Genomic DNA, 18,292 nt, shown 5'->3' with positions numbered 1-18,292 from the left:
ATATCAGTTACCCATTTTTGGTTAATATTACTGGTAGAGAAATCTCTATTTATTATATTTTCTCTGCTTTCTACTTTATTCTTTGAAGAAATTGGTCTGAATTTTTTACATACAATTGATTTTATACCTAGTCTATTCATTAGTCTCTGAGTTCTTTTCAGACTTATAATTATGTTATCCTCTTTCAATTTTTTATGAATCTTAGGTGCCCCATAGCGATTCTTGCTCTTTCTATAGATACTTAGAATTTTTTCTTCTAGAGATTTGTTTTCAATGCTTCGATTGCTTTGTTTTTTATGAAGATATTTGTAATACGAGCTTCTAGAGACTTTTAGAACCTCACACATTAGCTTTATATCATGATTTTCTTTATTATCAGTAATGAATTTATATATTGAAGTTACTTCTTTGCAAATATGGCCATAGCTTTTTTTAATATTTCATTTTCTTCCTCTAATTTAGCCATTCTCTTAAGCATGGCTTGGTAATCTGCCTGAGTAACTATTTTATCTTTCTCTATTGTTATAGGTTGACTTTTCTTTATCCAACCTGCTATTGTTGATTTAGATAGGCCATATTCACTGCTTAATTCACCTAGAGTTTTACCTGCATTGTGAAGCTCTACAATAGTATTTTTAAATTCTTCTGTATATCTTTTATTACCTTTTGGCATTTAGACACTTCCTTCCTTAACTATATTTTATAGTGTTCGGATTTTTGTGTCTACAATATTATACTAACATCATGTCTCCTGAGTATAGTTTGAGGGACAATTTGTTTTTCTTGAAATATAGTGTGAAATTACAGGAACCTTTAATGTCATATTTAGGAGAGACGTTCGATTTAACAAATTTGGCGTATGAATATGAGGTACCAGTACATTTTATATTTGGTGATTCTGATTGGATTACACCATTTATGATGGAAGAAAGTTTTTTAGAGAACTTAAAAGCTCCAAAGAAGAGTTTTGTACTTATAGAAAACTCTGGACATTATCCAATGTTTGATAATCCTGAAGAATTTTGTAGGGTAATTTTAAATATTCTAAAGTAATAGTTTAATATAAGAGGTGGTAAAGTGATGCAAGAAACGAGAAATGTTGGAATTCTATTATTTGATGATGTTGAAGTAATGGATTTCTGTGGACCATTTGAAGTATTTTCAGTTACGAATGAAACGAATCCTAATAATCCGTTTAATGTTTTTACAGTAGCTGAAAAAGAAGGATCTGTATATGCAAGAAATAATTTAAGTATAAATCCGAAATATACAATTTATAATTGTCCCAAACTTGATGTATTGATAGTTCCAGGTGGACAAGGTTCTCGGAAAGAGATGAATAACAAAGCCATTTTAGATTGGATAAAACTTAATTATTCTAACTTAGAATTATTACTTACAGTATGTACGGGAGCATTAATAATTGCAAAATGTGGCTTGTTAGAAGATATGGTTGCAACGACACATCATTCATCCTTAGATTTATTAAGGGAAATCGCCCCAAAAACAAAGATAGTGAAAGACAGATATGTTGATAATGGAAAAATAATATTGTCTGGAGGCATTTCAGCAGGTATAGATATGTCTCTATATGTTGTAGAAAAACTTTTAGGAAAAGAAGCTGTATTAAAAACTGTTGATGTGATGGAATATGGATGGATGTAGAGTCTATATTTTAGAAGTATTGAGATAGATTTGAAAGAAGCTTTCTAAAGTAAATATATTTTCCCACAGTATTAGGAATACCATATGTTAAATTAAATAAATAATTAATATGATGAACAGTATAAAATGGAGAAAAATTAAATTTTATACAAGCTCCTAATTGAAAAATACAGTTGCGTAGAAGTTATATGAAATTTTAGTATACTTCATCAAAGGAGATAAATTTAACATATCAAATTATTTAGAGCTTATATTTAAGGTACTAGCCAACACAAAAGGGGGAAATGGAATGGAAAGGTTTATGATAGGTCAATTTGGACGTTACGATCATGATAAGCACATAAGAGATTTTAGACCTAATTTTTTTGGAGTTGAAGCATGTTTGCTAGAAGATAGGGATATAAAGAAGTTAACTGACATGGCTAATAATGAAAAATTTAATATAGGAGTTCATTTTCCATTAAGAACTAAAGGGTGGAGACTAAGAGATCCACAGTTCCTATCAAAAGATAATGATATTAGAAAAAGTTCCTACAAGTATATGGAAAATGAGATAAATTTTTTAAAAGAAGTTAAACCAAAATATATTTTATTTCATTATCCGAAACCAGTATTGTTAGATAAATCTGTTGATTGGACAAATTGGAGCTTTGCTGATGATACTGAGTACTATTTTGAAAATGATTATTCATATGAAAATTTCCTAGAGAGTAGTATAGAATTATTCAAATGGCTGACGGACATTAGTATCAGAAATAACTTTATACCAGTGTTAGAATTAGATATATTAAATAAATATGTATATGATACTGACTTACTTAAAACTTTATTAGAACAGTATCCCCAGGTCAAATTATGTCTAGATATAGGTAGACTGCATGCTCAAGATAAATTAGATAAAAATTTTGATTCATTTGGATTCACTTTAAGATTTGCAAAGTATGCAGAAGTTATTCATTTATGGAATGTCAAAGTCACTGACAGTTTAGAGAATAGTCATTTTCCAGTACTACCAAATTTAATTCCAGAAGAAGGTTGGGCAGATATTGAAAAATACCTTAGAATCATAAAAAGAGAAAATAAATCCTGTAAAATATTATTTGAACACAGATCAAATTTAATATCAGATGAAGAACTTAAAAACTGCTATATCTGGATAAACAGCATTTTATAGAAAAAAGCATCAACATTAATTACTACTATAAAGGAGCTATTGGATTGAATGATATTAAAGCTGTATTATTCGACTTTGATAATACATTAGTAGATTATATAAGATCTGATATCATTGGTTTAAAATCAGTTATGGAATTATTACCAACTAAAATGAATACTAATGAATTCATTGAAGTTTCTGTAGAAAAGATTAATGAATTTCATAAACAGGTTAAGGATGGAAAAGAGATACCTTCGAATATGCATAAATATCGTTTATATAATACTTTGCAATATTATTCTATAGAATGGGACGAACAATATTTAGAGTCTTATTTGAAACATTACATGGAATCGACAGCCTGTTTTCCTTTAGCTGAGGAAGTAATAAGATATTTACATGGTAAAGTTAGATTAGGTATATTGACTAATGCTTATGATTCTGAGGAACAAAGGAGAAGAATTAAAAGTACGGGAATATAAAAATATTTCAATGATATTGTAGTATGTTCAGATATTGGAGTATATAAACCTTCAAAAGAAGCATTTCTTTATTTGGTTGATAAGTACAAGATAGAGCCATCTTCTTGTTTATATATTGGAGACTCAGAAGAATATGACATAGAAGGAGCAAAGAATGCTGGTTTATTTGCAGTAAGGATTTGTCATGGGAATAGGTCAAGGATTGAATCAACAGCAGACTTTGTTTGTGATGGCTTCGAGGAGTTATTATCTTTTTTAGAGAACGACCTTGATGTTGATGGTTAAAAAATGATATATCTTATTGAGAAGAATAAGGTGGGATTCAATTGAGAGAACAAATTTATCTAGATAGTATTGTAAACCTGTTTATAGAAGAAATGCAAGATAACTTGGTAGGAGTGTATTTACATGGTTCAATGGCTATGGGATGCTTTAATCCAATGCAAAGTGATATAGATCTATTAATTATTTGCAAAAAAAAGGAATCAAATGAGACATATAAAAGAATTGCAGGAAAACTTCTAAAAATTGAAGAAAGTCTACCAAATAAAAGCGGAATTGAATTAAGTATTGTTTTGGAATCATTTTTAATAAATTTTGTTTATCCTACCCCATTTGAATTCCATTATTCTGCTTTCCATAGAGAAAAATATAAGAGAGATGAGAATTATCTGTGTGGTGGATTTGAAGATGAAGATTTAGCTGCTCATTTTGCTGTTACCTATAACAGAGGAATTAGACTATATGGTAAACCCATAAAAGAAGTCTTTAAGCCTATAGATAGACAAATATTTATTCACTCAATTAAATTTGATATAGAAGGTGCATCTAAAGGTATAACTGATAATACTGAATATTATGTATTAAATCTATGTAGATTTCTTTTCTTTTTAAAGGAAGATAATATATCTTCAAAAAGAGAAGGTGGTCAATGGGCAGTAAGAGTACTCCCTTCCAAATATATAGAACTGGTTAATCAATGTCTTTCTAAATATAATGGAGAGATTGCTAACTTAGAGTTGGAAAATCAGTTACTATTAGATTTTGCCAATTACATGATAAATGAAATAGAAAAGTTAATATAAATTAAATGAAATGAGAAAAGCAAGTTGGAGGAATTTATCAGAGGTTAAGTATAAGGAGGAACTAGGAATGGAAAGAGTTACATTTAAAAATTCAAGAAATTTAACATTAGTCGGAAACTTATATTCATCCGTTTCTAAATCAATAATCATTATGTGCCATGGGTTTACGTCTAGTAAATACTCAAAGGGAAGGTTTGAGAGACTTGCTATAGCCTTTAATAGATTGGGTTATAATGCTTTAGCTTTTGATTTTAGTGGTTGTGGAGAAAGTGATGATGATAGTCTAACTGTTGAGAAAGAGGTAGATGACTTAAAGTCTGCCATTTCATTTGCTAAATCAAAAGGTTATAAAAAAATAGCTTTATATGGGCATAGTCTTGGCACTCTTATTTGCTTAAAGTGTTATACTTCTGAAATTGTAACTATGGTATTATCTGGTGCTTTAACTGATTCCATGCAATATAATTGGTATGAATTCTTTACAAAAGAGCAAATGGAAGAGTTGATGAAAAAAGGATATATAACGGAATCTACACCTGAAGAAGTGAGAAAGGAAATTATAGTTGATAAGCAGATTTTAATGGATTTCGAACTGATTAATCAAAAAGAACTTTTAAGAAATGTTACATGCCCAGTTTTGATAATCCACGGTAATAATGATGAGGAAGAAATTTTGCTTTGTGAAAGATCTAAAATGGCAATGACTTTGCTTTCAAGTGATTCAAAATTAGAAATTATTGATGGAGCAAATCATAGTTTCCTTGAACATTTTCATATAGTGATTAAATTGGCTGTTGATTGGTTTGGAAAGTATTTAGGTTGATAACAGAAAGGTTTCTAAAGTTAAGGCATCTATAATATAATGTTTAAATATAGCTCAGCAAAAAAATAATAAAGTTAAAGGAGAATGTATATGAATGATGTTTTAATGTCAGCAATAATACAGCTTTCTTTTGTACTTATATTATCGTGGGTCTTTTATTTCATGTTTTACAGAAAAGATACTAATTTTTTCAATTGGATTGGGTTATATCTACCGAAAAATAGAAGCTGGATTAAAAGTAGTATTTTAGTTCTAGTAGTATCTTTACTCATAATGGTTGGTCCACTTATCTTATTTCAATACTTAGGATATATTACTAGTGAAATGCTTTATGATAAAACTATAAGCGGACAAGGGATTAGTGTGAATATAATAATTATAATATTATTAAAAGCATTAATTCAAACATCCCTATCAGAAGAGATACTTTTTAGAGGTCTTATTGGTAAGAGGATTGCCAATAAGTTTGGATATTTAGTAGGCAATGTTATTCAAGCTTTACTATTTGGCTTGCCACATGGGTTACCATTTATTATTGTTTACAAAAAATATGTTGTAGGGGTAACGCTTATAATAACGTCTGGAATAGTAGGTTATCTACAATTTTGGTTAAATGAAAAAAGGGCAGATGGAAGTCTGGTACCTAGTATATTATTACATGGCATAATGAATGTTATGTCATTTACATCAAAGGCAATCCGTTAGATTTTTAAGAAACATTAAATGGTTCGGGAAATGAATTTTACTAAAGTATCTTAATTTTGGGAGAAATCATATGACTAAATTATATAACCTATCATCTACGATTTTATATATTCTTATAAGTATAAAAGTAATACTTTTAGGAGTTTCATTTAATGGAATATACCTTATGGGAATATATACACCAATAATATTAAATATAATGATTTTAATTTTATGTTTTACTGTTTATACTTTTTCAAATATTAATAATAAAAGAATAATAGTAGTTATTTCAATTATTTTCATATTAAATAGTACTTTTTATATAATATCAAATTTAGGGACAAAAGAATATAAATTTAAGTCTCCTAATATGACAACAACATTAGTAGTTACAGAAAACTCTTTTTTACTCAATACTAATATCAATGTGTTTCAAAAAAGGTATGTAATATTTAAGGAGAAAGTAAAAAACAATGTAAGAGCAGATGATGGCTATAAACCTTTTGAGAATAAAGAATATGAAATTCAATGGTTATCGGAAAAAGAACTTATAATTCATAATTCTTTTGAAGGAGGAGATAAATGGATTTCATCAAGGGTAAATCTGAAATAGTGAGCAATAAAAATAATAATTTTTACTATAGGGTGTATAATCATATACAACATATTAAAGGGAGGAATCACAGTGATAGAAATTCCCGAGGCAGTAGTAATTGCAGATCAGATAACTAATACTATTAAAGGTAATAAAATAGTTAATGTAGTTGCTGCACATACCCCTCATAAATTTACATGGTTTTATAAAGAGCCAAAAAGATACAAGGAATTACTTGAAGGTAAAACTATTGATGAAGCAACTGCATATGCTGGTATGATAGAAATTAAAGTTAATTCTTCAAAGATACTAATAGGTGATGGAGCAGCTCCTAGATATCATAAACAAGGAGAAAAACAACCAATCAAGCATCAACTTTTATTAGAATTAGACAATCGCTCTGCAGTAAGTGTATCTGTACAGATGTATGGAGGAATCTGGTGCTTTGATGAAGAGGATGATTTTAATAATATTTATTATAAAATAGCAAAAGAAAAACCATCACCACTGACAGAAGAATTTAATGAAACATATTTTGAAATATTGACATCTCAAGAAAAATTTAAGAAATTAAGTGTCAAGGCTTTTCTTGCAACAGAGCAAAGGATTCCTGGACTTGGAAATGGTGTTCTACAAGATATATTATGGAAGGCAAAAATAAATCCAAAGCAAAAAATGCATACACTAACAGATAAAAGTAAGTATGGACTATTTAAAAGCATAAAAATTGTTCTCTCCGACATGACAAGTCAGGGTGGGAGAAACACTGAAAAAGATTTTTTTGGTATAAATGGAGATTATAAAACTATTATGAGTAAAAATTATATAGGGTCTTGTTGTCCTGACTGTGGAGGTATTATAATTAAAGAGAATTATTTAGGTGGAAGTATTTATTATTGTGAAAGATGTCAAAAAATCTAGTATTAAAGTTAGAAAGTATTAAATAATTTTGAAAGGAAGGGATATTATGATAAAAATAGTTGCAAGAAGCGTAATAAAGTCTGGTAAGAAAGAAGAATTTTTAAGCTTAGCTGAAGAGCTTATAACAGAGAGTAGAAAGGAAAAAGGTTGTATATCCTATGATCTTTATGAAGATATAAACAGCCCTAATTGTTTAGCTTTCATAGAAGAATGGAAAGATGAAGAAGCAATTAAGATTCATAATGCTTCACCACATTTTACAACCATAGTTCCTAAGTTAGAGGAGTTAAGAGAAAAAAATTCAGAAGTCAATTTATATAAGATAATAGATTAATTTATAAGGTAAAGAGTTGCAAAAGTAGAAAACTTATTGTAGATATTAAGAGATTATATATAAGAAGATGTGCAACAGTTTAGTAATTGGTTTAAGAATAACTCTGGATTAAAATTTTCTCCAACGAACTCAACTGATTTTGAGGATTTAGACATAATTTCTGTACTAATTATATGTTTAAAATCTAAATTACTTTTTTCATTTTTATAAGAAGTTATGCGTTCTTCTACTGTTCTACCTTGATCTAAAAACTCTTCTATATCTTGTATAGTAATTGTAGGATATTTCCTTTTTAAAACTAAATTTTCATCTGAAATATAAAAAAGTTTGTATCCACTATCTATTTTCTCTCCCACTAAGATTTTCCTGCCCTTTAAAGAATCAGACTTATTTATACTAGATAAATATTTTAAAATAGTTAATGTATCTTTATAAAATGAAGCTTTCTCAAATTGTAATAGTAGGGAAACTTCTTTCATTTTGCTTTCTATTTGTAATAAAAATTTTATCATATATTCTTTTTCAGAAAATAACTCTATTAGACATTCCCTATTTTCTTCAAAAATATTTTTTTCCATAGTTAATGGTAGAGGATGATAAGTAAATTCATATGAGTTTCCATGTTTTTTTATTGGATATATGTTTTTAAAAGAATCTACTAAATCTAGTAAAGTATTTTTACTTCTATAAGGACCAAAGCAATATTTAGTTTCTCTCTCTTGTGTAACAGATAGAGATCTAAACTTATTGTAATCCTCTATTTTTAAATAAGCATATTTTTTATCATTTTTAAACTGACTATTATAGGTAGGTTTAATCTTTTTAATCAAAGCACATTCAAGTATCTGTGCTTCTAAATGTGTATCAGTTACTATAAAATCAATATCATATATATTGAAAACCATTCTTTTTATTTTATTCCACTGGTGATTATTATAGAAATAAGACCTTACTCTTTTATTTAGACATTTACTTTTACCTATATATATTATATTTCCATCTGAATCCTTCATTTGATATATCCCCGGTTTTTCAGGTATAGACTTAACTTTATCTGTTAAGTGCTTAGGTATACTCAATTTTATCACCAACTTAATACAATATTATAATTAGTATAATTATTTTTTCATATTAGACAACTTCTGTCAATTATTTTAAATAATATGGGACTATTTATTTTAGATTGTTTTATTATAAATGAAAAGATTTTCAATATTTCGATAAAATTATATAAGTTTTTACATTGGTTTAGCCTATATTTGAATGATAATATTATATCAAAGACAAATCTAAGGAGGAATAAACGTGGATTATTTACAAATTGCAAACAGCATACCCATGTGGATAGCAGCAGGACTAGCAATATCATTGGTACTCTTTCAGGCATTTATATTTGCTAAAAAGTCTTATGAAACAGGAAAGGAAATTGGACTTACAGAAGTACAGATGAAAAGTGCAATGAAGAGTAGTTTTATTATGTCTTTAGGACCATCTTTAATAATTTTAACTGGACTCTTATCACTTTTAGTTACAGTGGGTGGACCAATGGCATGGATGAGACTATCTTTTATTGGCTCAGTAATGTTTGAACTAATGGCAGTAGGTTTTGGAGCGGAAGCAGTGGGAGTAAAGATGGGGATAGATCCCATGACTAATATAGCTTTTGCAAATGCAATCTGGACAATGATTCTAGGCTCCGTAGGTTGGATAATTTTTGCCACACTAACTGCTGATAAAATGGATAAGGTACAAACAAAATTCTCCAAGGGAGATAATGGACTTATAAAAATTATATCAATAGCAGCAATGTTAGGATCTTTTGGTTCATTAGTATCAGGACATTTACTTGCTATGAATAAAAATACTATAGCAGCAATAGCTGGTGGACTTATAATGTTAATACTATCTCCATTAGCTGATAAGAAAAATATAAAATGGCTAAAAGAATGGGGAATGACAATAGCTTTATTTGGTGGAATGATTCTAGCGGTTATACTATAAAACTAATTAGAACAAAGGAGGAAGCTGTAATGGAAAAGGGCAAAGATGTATTTGATGGAATATATTTACCATATATAATTAAATGGGGCAAGATAACAAATTGGCTAGGAGTATTATTATCCTTTGGACCAGCATTGGTATTGGCAGTAATATTTAAAATAGTTCCACCAGCTAATGCAATAATAACTGGTTTTATAGCTATAGCATCTGCAGCAAGTATCAATTGGATAATAGAGCCTATATCCTATTTTCCGATAGTAGGTGTTGCGGGAACATATATGGCTTTTCTGACTGGAAATATATCAAATCTAAGGGTACCGAGTGCGGCAGTATCTCAAAAAGTAGCAGGAGTTGAGCCTGGAACCAAAGAAGGTACTATAATATCAACACTAGGAATGGCAATATCAGTTATAGTAAACATAGTGATATTAATATTAGGAGTATTTGCAGGGTCTGCAATATTATCAAAATTACCTCAAAACGTATTAGATGCATTCAATTATTTATTACCTTCATTGTTTGGTGCTATATTTGTACAATTTGCTTTGATGAAATTAAAACTAGCTCCGATAGCATTAGGCATAGCACTAGCTTTAGCGTTTGCATTGAACATTGGAGTATTTAACTTCTTGCCAGGCAGACCCACATATATAGTTACTCTAGGAGCAGTATTTGGTACTATAGCCATAGCTACAACTTTATATAAAAAGAAAATATTATAAAAGGGGATGTTATCTAATGAAAAAACACGATTTATTAAAATATCTAGATGATATAAACGATGAAGTAAAAGAATTAACTCTAGAAGTTTGGAATAATCCAGAAGTTTCAGGAGAAGAGAAAAAATCGGCTAATTTATTTAGAGAAAAGCTAAAGTCCAATGGTTTTGAAATCAAAGAAATAGGTGGACAAGAACATGCTTTTATAGCTGAGTATGGTAAAGGCTCTCCTGTTATAGCAGTACTAGCAGAATATGATGCCCTACCAGGCTTATCTCAATCCTTAGATACAAAGTTTAATCCTGTAGAAATAAATGGTCCAGGACATGGATGCGGACATAATTTATTAGGTGGAGCAGCTTTAGAGGCTGCACTTGCAGTTAAAAAATATTTAGAGGAAACAAAAACTAGTGGTACAATAAGATTTTTTGGCTGTCCTGAAGAAGAAACTTTAGTAGGGAAAGTAAAGATGGTTAAGGCGGGAGCTTTTGATGGCTGTGATTTAGCACTTAGTTGGCATCCGATGAATATAAATGTAGCATTAGAAAATGCATTTTTATCAAATAATGCTATTAAATTTAGATTTCATGGTATATCAGCTCATGCAGCTCAATCTCCAGAATCGGGTAGATCTGCTTTAGATGCAGTGGAGCTAATGAATGTAGGTGCAAACTATCTAAGAGAACATATAATAGATAAAGCTCGTATACATTACACTATCACAAATGCAGGTGGAGCACCAAATATTGTTCCAAAAGAAGCTGAATCTTGGTATTTTGTTAGAGCACCTTATAGAAAAGATGTAGAGGAGATAACTGAAAGACTATTGAAGGTTGCAAAGGGAGCTGCAATGATGACGGAAACAACAGTTGATTATGAGATAATCAGTGGATGCTATGAAATGTTACCAAATAAAGTGCTATTTGACCTTACACATAAGAATATGGTAGAAATAGGTGTTCCGAAATATACTGAAGATGAATATTCTTTTGCAAAGGCAATTCAAGAAAGTTTAGACCCAAATATGGTGGAAGGTGAAATTAAGAAATTCATTTCTTCAGATGGTAACGAAATAGCATATATTTACGAAGATGTGTTAGAAAAAGATAAATCTAATTTGGTATCAGTTTCAGGTTCTTCAGACAGTGGAGATGTGTCTTGGATAATGCCAATGAATCTATTTGCTACAGCTACTTGGCCATTAGGGGTACCAGCTCATTCTTGGCAAGCAACTTCATCATCAGGTTCATCTATGGGGATTAAAGGAATGGCTTATGCAGCAAAAGTTTTTTCAGGTATAATGTATGATTTACTAAATAATCCTAGTATAGTCGAAGAAGCAAAAGCAGAATTTGAAAAAAGAACGGAAAAAAGGAAATATGTAAGTCCATTAGATTAATGGAATTGGAAAATTAAAGGAAATAAATTTAAGAGAAGAGATTCTTCGCTGAATTTAGGATAATGATGATAAGGTTATTCTGAATAAAGTGAAAAATCTCTTTTGTATTTATAGTTGGTATAGTTTTATCCATATAAATTTTTATGTTATAATATAAGTATTATACTAAAGCAGGTGATTCTATGGGTCTAACCATGAGAGAAATATTAAGTGCAGAATTTTTCAAAGGATGTAATATAATTGCAGGTTATGGAGGATTAGACAAACAGATACAAGGTGTAGCCATACTTGATGCCCCTGATGGATTTAATTGGACAAAAGGAAAAGAATTGGTTATATCATCTGGTTATATATTTCAACAAGATCCAGGATTATTTGAGTATTATGTGCAAACTGATAAATTTATGAAAATATCAGGGATGGGTATAAAAGAAAGATATTTAAAAAGAATCCCAGATCATATTTTAGCAGCTTTCAATGAAAACGATATACCTCTTATAATTATTCCACCAGAACCTTCATGGATGGATTTTATGAATCAACTTAATGTACCTGTAATGAATAAAAACATTAGGCAATTTAACATAGGTAATATAAATCCAAATAGCTTTTCTGATTTATCTTATCAAGTAAGAAAGATTAACAAAATATTATCACAGATAGAGAAGGAAATGAATTTTCCAGCAATGCTTTATGATTTATCAAGTAAAAAGGCATATTATAGTTCTCCTGCATTTGTAGAATTATCAGATGGTTTACAAATAGAAGAGTTTTGGAATCCTTCATTCAATTTTACAAAAGAGATATTGTGTGATAATTTAAAGATGATTAGATATAGGTACTATTATGATAAGTATGATAAACCCTATAGTTGGATTACTGTTCCAATTACAGTTGGAGATAAGATAGAAGCTTATTTTGTAGTAGTTGAAGCCACAGGTCTGATAGATTACTTTGACCAATTTGCATTACGCATAGGCTTTTTATTACTACAGTCTTTATATGAACAAATACTAGTAGCTCAGAGTATTGGAGATGTGGGTTTTGAAAAATTAATGACAGAGGTTATAACAGGAAGTTTATGGGATAATGAAATACTAGCTAGAAGAGCAATGGACATAGGTGTGGATATAAATTTAAGCTATTATTTACTTTTGATGAAACAAATAAACGATGAGATACACATATCAAGCTACAAAGATGAGCTTAAGAATGCTGTGAATAGTAGTATTAGTCAGATAGAAGGTAGGATGGCTATAGTAGATGAAAATAGCTGTATGTTTCTTTTTCCAATAGATGATAGAATTTCAAATAGAAAAAATTTGGAACTTATAAAAGAAATATCAAAGGATTTACAGAAAAGATTAGAAACAAAAATAAAGGATATAAAACTTGTATTTGGTATTTCAGACATAGCTGATACAATAAATGAAATGAAGAAGAATCATTCCAGATGTGAACAAACTATACGTATTGGTAGGCTTTTGTATCCAAAAGAGACTTATCTCTCTTATTCAGAACTTGGAGTTTTCGCTTGGATGGATATTAAAGAAGACGAGTTAGAAATAATGTTAAAGGATATAAAAGGTTTATTAGAAAAAGATGAGAATAAAGAATTAGTAGAAACTTTAGAGACCTATCTTGAATGTAATATGAACTATAGCCTTACTGCAAAAAAACTATTTATTCATATAAATACTGTAAGAAAAAGAATAGATGATATAAATCATATGATAAACTTTGATTTAGAAAATCCTATGAACAGATTGAACTTAGAGATTTTACTTAAATTGTTTAAGTAAATAAATAAAATAAAAGGACAAGCTCAAATCTCTATATGGGATAAGTTAAATAATCCTAATAGATATAATTAAAAAATAATCAATATTATTGATATTCACATAATATCAATAATCATTTTATAACATCCTTTAAAATAACAATATAACAATAATACAGAATATAATAAAACGTGATTAAATATATATTGAAATAAATGGAAAAGCAATTCGATATTCTATAAGTGGAGAGGATAACAATGAAAATAATTATTCAAAAGTTTGGTGGAACTTCAGTAATAAGCGAAGAAAGAAGAAACTCAGTAATTAATAAGATTGAATCTGCAATAGAAAAGGATTTGAATACTGTAGTTGTAGTATCAGCAATTGGTAGAAAAGGAGACCCTTATGCTACAGATACTTTGATAGAATTTGTAAAATCATCAGGAATAGATCCAGAGCCAAGGGAATTAGATTTACTTATGTCTTGTGGTGAAATAATTTCATGTGTAATGCTAGCAAATACAATAAAGAAAAGGGGTTACAGATGTGCAGTTTTTACTGGAGGTCAAGCAGGTATAGTTACTGATGATAACTATAACGATGCTAGAATTCTTAGAGTAGATCCTAAAAATATTATAAATTGTCTTGAAAAAGGGGTTATACCCATTGTAGCAGGTTTTCAAGGAGCTACTGAACTTGGGGATGTAACTACTTTAGGAAGAGGTGGGAGCGATATTACTGCTTCTATAATGGGAGCGGCATTACATGCTGAAACAATAGAAATATATACAGATGTAGATGGGATAATGACAGCCGATCCAAAAATAGTTAAGGATGCTAAAGTCATGGATGCTATTCTTTATGACGAAGTATTTCAAATGGCCGAGTATGGTGCTAAGGTAATTAATCCAAGAGCAGTGGAAATAGCCATGAGAAGTAATATACCTCTAGAAATAAAAAATACAGCTTCAGATTATCCAGGTACATTAATTTCCAGTTATGATAATAGAAGAGGATATATTCGAGATGCTAATAAAATCATTACTTCTGTTGCTCAAATAAGCAATAGAACTCAAGTAAAAATAAAGTTTTCAGAAGCAATCCAAGGTGAAAAGTATGATAAATTTTTTGATATCATTGCAAAAGAAGATATAAGTATTGATATGATAAATATTTTTCCAACTTATACATTATTTATAATTGATGATAATAAATCCGTAAAACTAGAAGGGATTTTTAAAGATCTAAAATATGACTTTGAAATGAAAAATAATTGTACTAAAGTAACAATAATCGGGAATAGGATGAAGGGGGTTCCTGGGATCATGGCAAAAACAGTGGCAGCACTTAGGGAAGAAGGAATAGAAATATTGCAGTCCTCAGACTCTCATACAACTATTTCTTGTTTAATAAATAGTGAATTTACAAATAAAGCTGTAAATTCACTTCATAGGAAGTTTGAGTTAGGAAAATAAAAAAGGTTAGGGGGATTAAAATGGAAAGATTACTTAATATGTCTAGAGAATTAGATAAAATTCAGACCAATTTAAGTAAATTAGCATGGGTACAATATACTGTAGGTTATGATTTTGGAATAGAGGAAGCTCATAAGAAAGTAAATGAATTTATGCAGGATAAAAAGAACTATGAATTAGTATTAGAATATAAAGAAAAGAGTTTAGACCCAATAAATAAAAGAAGAGCAGAAATAGCCTATAATTATATAAAACCTTATCACTTAAGTAATGAATTAAATGAACTTAATCTAAAGATTAAGAAGAAAACTAATGAACTATCTATGGTTCTTAATACCTTTAGATTCAAACTAGACGGAAAAGAAGTATCTAGTGTAGAATTAACTCAAATATTATCTAATGAAGAAAATAGGGAGCTAAGAAAGAAAGCTTATTTTGCAAGAAATCAAATAAACAAATCATTAATAGATGCAGGATTTATAGATTTAATTAATTTAAGAAAAGAGTATGCTTTACTCTACGGAGATAAGGACTTTGTAGAACATAAATTAAAATTAAATGAACTTAGTCCAACTATATTTGATGGATGGAAAGATGAATTAAAGTTACATATAGATAAATTAAATAATAAAAGAAAAGAGTATGCAGAAAGATTTTTAAACTGTGATGAAATGATGCCTTGGGATGAAGATTATATACTGGCTAAAATTGCCCCAGCACAAAATTCTACAGTCTACATGTCTAATTATTATGAAGTTTTAAGAAAATTTTTCTTAAAATTTGGAGTAGATTTAGATAAATTTAATATTACCTATGATATATTTTCAAGGAAGAATAAATCTGAATGGGGATACAATTTTCCTATACAAAATGGAGTAGATTCAAGAATTCTTGCTAATGTGAAGAACAAATATCACGAATATGGAGTGTTACTTCATGAAACAGGTCATGGAATCCATTCCTTCTTACTTGACCCGGAAGAAATTCTTTTAAATGATGGAGTAAGTGGAATAATATCAGAAGGTATAGCTAACTTATTTGGTGGATTTTTATACGATGAAATGTTTTATAAAAATTTCTTTGATAATTCAGTAGAAAAAGAATTTAAAGAGATTGGAGAGTTTAAGAAGTTAAATTATTTACGATTTATAGGAAACATTTTCTTTGATCATGAATTATATAGAAATGATATAAAATCCTTAGATGATATTTATGATCTTTACTTTAATCTATATAAAGATCTATTTGGAGATAAACCTTTTGAAGAAGAGCCACCTTTTGCATATAGGATTCATTATACAACTCATCCAATCTATATGCACAATTATTTCATGGGAGACGTAACCTGTGAAATGTTAAGGAAAGTATTCTGCCAAAAACATGGTATTAAATCTATATCAGAAAAGCCAATGGAATTTGGAGAATTTTTAATTAGTGATGTAATTAAAGTTTCAGGATTATATAAATATGAAGAGTTGTTTAAAAGAATAAGTGGAGAAGAGTTTTCACTTAAATGGTATTTAGAATAAAATAATATAGACTTATTCAGGGGAAAGCAATTTATTTTGTTTTCTCCTTTTTTCAATATGATTTTTATATAATTTGTTTAAGAATTAATCAAATATTCTCATTCTATAAGCTCCAATAGCAGTTTCACTTAATTTTTTCATAAGCTTATTGTTAACATAGGAACCAACAAAAGCACCTATTCCAGGTAGCATCTGTAAAAGCTTTGCCAAATCAATATAATCCCTATATTCTTGTTGAAAATTTCTCCAATCAAAACTATTAATATCATCTGGAAGAGAGTTACTGTATTCTTGCCAATTTTCCATTTTTTTAAAGACCTTATTTACATTACTTTTACTTGAAAATGCAATCTGGAATATATTAAGTATATAAAGTCTTTCCTTATAATCATTAACATCAAATCCATATATACTAGCAACGTCATAAAGAAACTTGATTTTAATACTTAACAGTAAAGGTAAATCAGTAAGTCCCAAAACTATTCCACCGGCACCAGTTGCAGCACCTTCTATAATTGCAGTAGTTTTATAGAGTTTAGTTTTCTCTTCGACCAACATTTCTCTTTCTTTAAGGGATAAATTTTTAATAGGAGCTTTGGTAATATACTTAGACCCATATAAAACTGCCTTAGTAAGATTTTTAATAGCTGAAGTTACAATTTCATGATATCCGTCAGGTAGCATGTTATTAAACTTATGCTGAATTCCTTTTGAAGCTTTTTCTATTATAGAAGGCTTTTTTCTCATCAATTTTTTCCACTTATTTAATTCATGCAGAGCTCTGTCATCATAAGAAATCATTCAATCACCAACCTAAATTATTTTTAATAAGTTCAGTCTATACAATTTATATTATACACCAGACCTATTGAAATAATGTAAGAAATAGCTATTACTTGGAGGAGTTAAAAGCATTAGTGAATATATAATTTATCCATTAAGTAAGCATTATGATTTAGGCATAAAGACATTTATAATACAATGAGCTATTGCCTTATTAATTAAATATGTTATAAAAATAAGAATATTTAGTATCTAGGAAGGAATTTGATGGAAAATGTGGAATAGGTAGTATTATGGTTTTATGAGAAAGATTAAAATGAATATTAGAGTAGGGGAAATAAATTATGGAGGATACTTATATGGAAAGTAATATTACTAACTCTATTCATAATAAGTTAAACTATATATATTCGTTAGGGGAAGATGTTTTTGAATCCATTAAAAATGAATCGAATCTGCAAGTAAACTATGGTTTGTTTAATGGACATTACATAAAGATAAATGGAAGATATGAATATCAGAAATACCCAATACCAGTAGTTGCTATAGAAGGAATAGGAGATATAGGTTTTAATATTAATGGTATATGGTTTGAGTTTTTTATTGATAAAGTGGAATTTAACAAAGTTGATATTGAAAATTTAATAAGTAGATATAAAGTTGAAATATATGGGGGAAATAATTGCCTTATTGATTTTTATACTGAAGGTAAATCTGTTTCAGATATATCTCATAACATAGATATTTCGGATGAAGAGACAGTAGGTATTGCAATATATTTAGACAATATGAAAAGTCATAGTATAAAGGAAATATTTTTTGATGCATGTAAATTATTAAATCTATGAATATAATTT

20 protein-coding genes and 1 pseudogene are annotated in these 18,292 nt (G+C 28.9%); 17 read left to right on the top strand and 4 right to left on the bottom strand.

Translation table 11 applies throughout. The features are described from left to right. Both KQI42_RS21820 and KQI42_RS12075 read right to left on the bottom strand, forming a co-directional pair. On the bottom strand, positions 1-347 hold a 347-nt coding region (locus KQI42_RS21820), incomplete at its 3' end, for an IS3 family transposase (RefSeq protein ID WP_216520085.1). A 53-nt stretch (positions 348-400) separates the two neighbouring features. After that, positions 401-673, bottom strand: a complete 273-nt coding sequence (locus tag KQI42_RS12075; RefSeq protein WP_216520083.1) for a transposase — start codon at positions 671-673, stop codon at positions 401-403. A gap of 122 nt (positions 674-795) precedes the next feature. On the opposite strand from KQI42_RS12075, the gene KQI42_RS12070 reads away from it, so the two are divergent. The 10 genes and pseudogenes from KQI42_RS12070 (at position 796) to KQI42_RS12020 (ending at position 7,748) form a co-directional block, all read left to right on the top strand. Continuing rightward, the gene (locus tag KQI42_RS12070) at positions 796-1,053 is read left to right on the top strand and encodes an alpha/beta fold hydrolase (RefSeq protein WP_216520081.1); all 258 of its coding nucleotides are present in this window, start codon (positions 796-798) and stop codon (positions 1,051-1,053) included. A 27-nt stretch (positions 1,054-1,080) separates the two neighbouring features. Beyond that, positions 1,081-1,665, top strand: a complete 585-nt coding sequence (locus tag KQI42_RS12065) for a DJ-1/PfpI family protein (protein WP_216520079.1) — start codon at positions 1,081-1,083, stop codon at positions 1,663-1,665. 289 nt (positions 1,666-1,954) lie between these two features. Then, complete coding sequence (locus KQI42_RS12060) at positions 1,955-2,839, top strand: hypothetical protein (RefSeq protein WP_216520077.1); 885 nt, start codon at positions 1,955-1,957, stop codon at positions 2,837-2,839. Positions 2,840-2,883: 44 nt separating this feature from the next. Beyond that, positions 2,884-3,588: pseudogene (locus KQI42_RS20980) on the top strand (HAD family hydrolase). Positions 3,589-3,629: 41 nt separating this feature from the next. Next, a complete protein-coding gene (locus KQI42_RS12045) occupies positions 3,630-4,388 on the top strand; it encodes an aminoglycoside adenylyltransferase domain-containing protein (protein WP_216520071.1) in 759 nt (252 codons plus the stop codon). 67 nt (positions 4,389-4,455) lie between these two features. Continuing rightward, positions 4,456-5,211, top strand: a complete 756-nt coding sequence (locus tag KQI42_RS12040) for an alpha/beta hydrolase (RefSeq protein ID WP_216520069.1) — start codon at positions 4,456-4,458, stop codon at positions 5,209-5,211. 90 nt (positions 5,212-5,301) lie between these two features. After that, on the top strand, positions 5,302-5,916 hold the full coding sequence (locus tag KQI42_RS12035) for a CPBP family intramembrane glutamic endopeptidase (protein WP_216520067.1): 615 nt from the start codon (positions 5,302-5,304) through the stop codon (positions 5,914-5,916). A 70-nt stretch (positions 5,917-5,986) separates the two neighbouring features. Further along, complete coding sequence (locus KQI42_RS12030) at positions 5,987-6,511, top strand: hypothetical protein (protein ID WP_216520066.1); 525 nt, start codon at positions 5,987-5,989, stop codon at positions 6,509-6,511. Between the two features lie 72 nt (positions 6,512-6,583). After that, the gene (locus tag KQI42_RS21685; protein WP_216520065.1) at positions 6,584-7,414 is read left to right on the top strand and encodes a hypothetical protein; all 831 of its coding nucleotides are present in this window, start codon (positions 6,584-6,586) and stop codon (positions 7,412-7,414) included. A 46-nt stretch (positions 7,415-7,460) separates the two neighbouring features. Beyond that, entirely contained in the window at positions 7,461-7,748 is a 288-nt protein-coding gene (locus KQI42_RS12020; protein WP_216520064.1) for a putative quinol monooxygenase, read from the top strand. 53 nt (positions 7,749-7,801) lie between these two features. On the opposite strand, the gene KQI42_RS12015 is transcribed toward KQI42_RS12020, so the two are convergent. Continuing rightward, positions 7,802-8,836, bottom strand: a complete 1,035-nt coding sequence (locus tag KQI42_RS12015) for a GIY-YIG nuclease family protein (RefSeq protein WP_343231685.1) — start codon at positions 8,834-8,836, stop codon at positions 7,802-7,804. Positions 8,837-9,053: 217 nt separating this feature from the next. Between KQI42_RS12015 and KQI42_RS12010 the strand changes: the two genes are divergently transcribed. From KQI42_RS12010 to KQI42_RS11985, 6 genes are all read left to right on the top strand, one after another. After that, on the top strand, positions 9,054-9,749 hold the full coding sequence (locus tag KQI42_RS12010; RefSeq protein WP_216520061.1) for a DUF5058 family protein: 696 nt from the start codon (positions 9,054-9,056) through the stop codon (positions 9,747-9,749). After that, positions 9,683-10,471 (top strand): hypothetical protein, encoded by a 789-nt coding sequence (locus KQI42_RS12005; protein WP_216520059.1) that lies wholly within the window; start codon positions 9,683-9,685, stop codon positions 10,469-10,471. Before KQI42_RS12010 ends, KQI42_RS12005 begins: the two co-directional genes overlap by 67 nt. A 16-nt stretch (positions 10,472-10,487) precedes the next feature. Continuing rightward, entirely contained in the window at positions 10,488-11,867 is a 1,380-nt protein-coding gene (locus KQI42_RS12000) for an amidohydrolase (protein WP_216520057.1), read from the top strand. Between the two features lie 182 nt (positions 11,868-12,049). Next, entirely contained in the window at positions 12,050-13,669 is a 1,620-nt protein-coding gene (locus tag KQI42_RS11995; protein ID WP_216520055.1) for a PucR family transcriptional regulator, read from the top strand. 236 nt (positions 13,670-13,905) lie between these two features. After that, a complete protein-coding gene (gene dapG / locus KQI42_RS11990; protein ID WP_216520053.1) occupies positions 13,906-15,123 on the top strand; it encodes an aspartate kinase in 1,218 nt (405 codons plus the stop codon). A 20-nt stretch (positions 15,124-15,143) separates the two neighbouring features. Next, a complete protein-coding gene (locus KQI42_RS11985; RefSeq protein ID WP_216520051.1) occupies positions 15,144-16,652 on the top strand; it encodes a gluzincin family metallopeptidase in 1,509 nt (502 codons plus the stop codon). A gap of 84 nt (positions 16,653-16,736) precedes the next feature. Here KQI42_RS11985 and KQI42_RS11980 read toward each other — a convergent pair whose 3' ends face one another. Beyond that, positions 16,737-17,453: an EcsC family protein gene (locus KQI42_RS11980; protein ID WP_216520050.1), complete on the bottom strand. Its 717-nt coding sequence runs from the start codon at positions 17,451-17,453 to the stop codon at positions 16,737-16,739. Between the two features lie 341 nt (positions 17,454-17,794). Between KQI42_RS11980 and KQI42_RS11975 the strand changes: the two genes are divergently transcribed. Continuing rightward, positions 17,795-18,283: a DUF3201 domain-containing protein gene (locus tag KQI42_RS11975; RefSeq protein WP_216520049.1), complete on the top strand. Its 489-nt coding sequence runs from the start codon at positions 17,795-17,797 to the stop codon at positions 18,281-18,283. The last annotated feature ends 9 nt before the right edge of the window (positions 18,284-18,292 follow it).

Origin of the sequence: Tissierella simiarum, from assembly GCF_018917865.1 — a bacterium.
GTDB lineage: Bacteria > Bacillota > Clostridia > Tissierellales > Tissierellaceae > Tissierella_C > Tissierella_C simiarum.
This window is presented reverse-complemented; position numbering and strand designations above follow the sequence as displayed.

Bases quoted from the DNA above. Each gene is read 5' to 3' on its own strand.
- KQI42_RS12075 (WP_216520083.1), bottom strand. From the start codon at position 673: ATGCCAAAAGGTAATAAAAGATATACAGAAGAATTTAAAAATACTATT.
- KQI42_RS12065 (WP_216520079.1), top strand. From the start codon at position 1,081: ATGCAAGAAACGAGAAATGTTGGAATTCTATTATTTGATGATGTTGAA.
- KQI42_RS12060 (WP_216520077.1), top strand. From the start codon at position 1,955: ATGGAAAGGTTTATGATAGGTCAATTTGGACGTTACGATCATGATAAG.
- KQI42_RS12040 (WP_216520069.1), top strand. From the start codon at position 4,456: ATGGAAAGAGTTACATTTAAAAATTCAAGAAATTTAACATTAGTCGGA.
- KQI42_RS12035 (WP_216520067.1), top strand. From the start codon at position 5,302: ATGAATGATGTTTTAATGTCAGCAATAATACAGCTTTCTTTTGTACTT.
- KQI42_RS12030 (WP_216520066.1), top strand. From the start codon at position 5,987: ATGACTAAATTATATAACCTATCATCTACGATTTTATATATTCTTATA.
- KQI42_RS12020 (WP_216520064.1), top strand. From the start codon at position 7,461: ATGATAAAAATAGTTGCAAGAAGCGTAATAAAGTCTGGTAAGAAAGAA.
- KQI42_RS12005 (WP_216520059.1), top strand. From the start codon at position 9,683: ATGGCTAAAAGAATGGGGAATGACAATAGCTTTATTTGGTGGAATGAT.
- KQI42_RS12000 (WP_216520057.1), top strand. From the start codon at position 10,488: ATGAAAAAACACGATTTATTAAAATATCTAGATGATATAAACGATGAA.
- KQI42_RS11995 (WP_216520055.1), top strand. From the start codon at position 12,050: ATGGGTCTAACCATGAGAGAAATATTAAGTGCAGAATTTTTCAAAGGA.
- dapG (WP_216520053.1), top strand. From the start codon at position 13,906: ATGAAAATAATTATTCAAAAGTTTGGTGGAACTTCAGTAATAAGCGAA.
- KQI42_RS11985 (WP_216520051.1), top strand. From the start codon at position 15,144: ATGGAAAGATTACTTAATATGTCTAGAGAATTAGATAAAATTCAGACC.
- KQI42_RS11980 (WP_216520050.1), bottom strand. From the start codon at position 17,453: ATGATTTCTTATGATGACAGAGCTCTGCATGAATTAAATAAGTGGAAA.
- KQI42_RS11975 (WP_216520049.1), top strand. From the start codon at position 17,795: ATGGAAAGTAATATTACTAACTCTATTCATAATAAGTTAAACTATATA.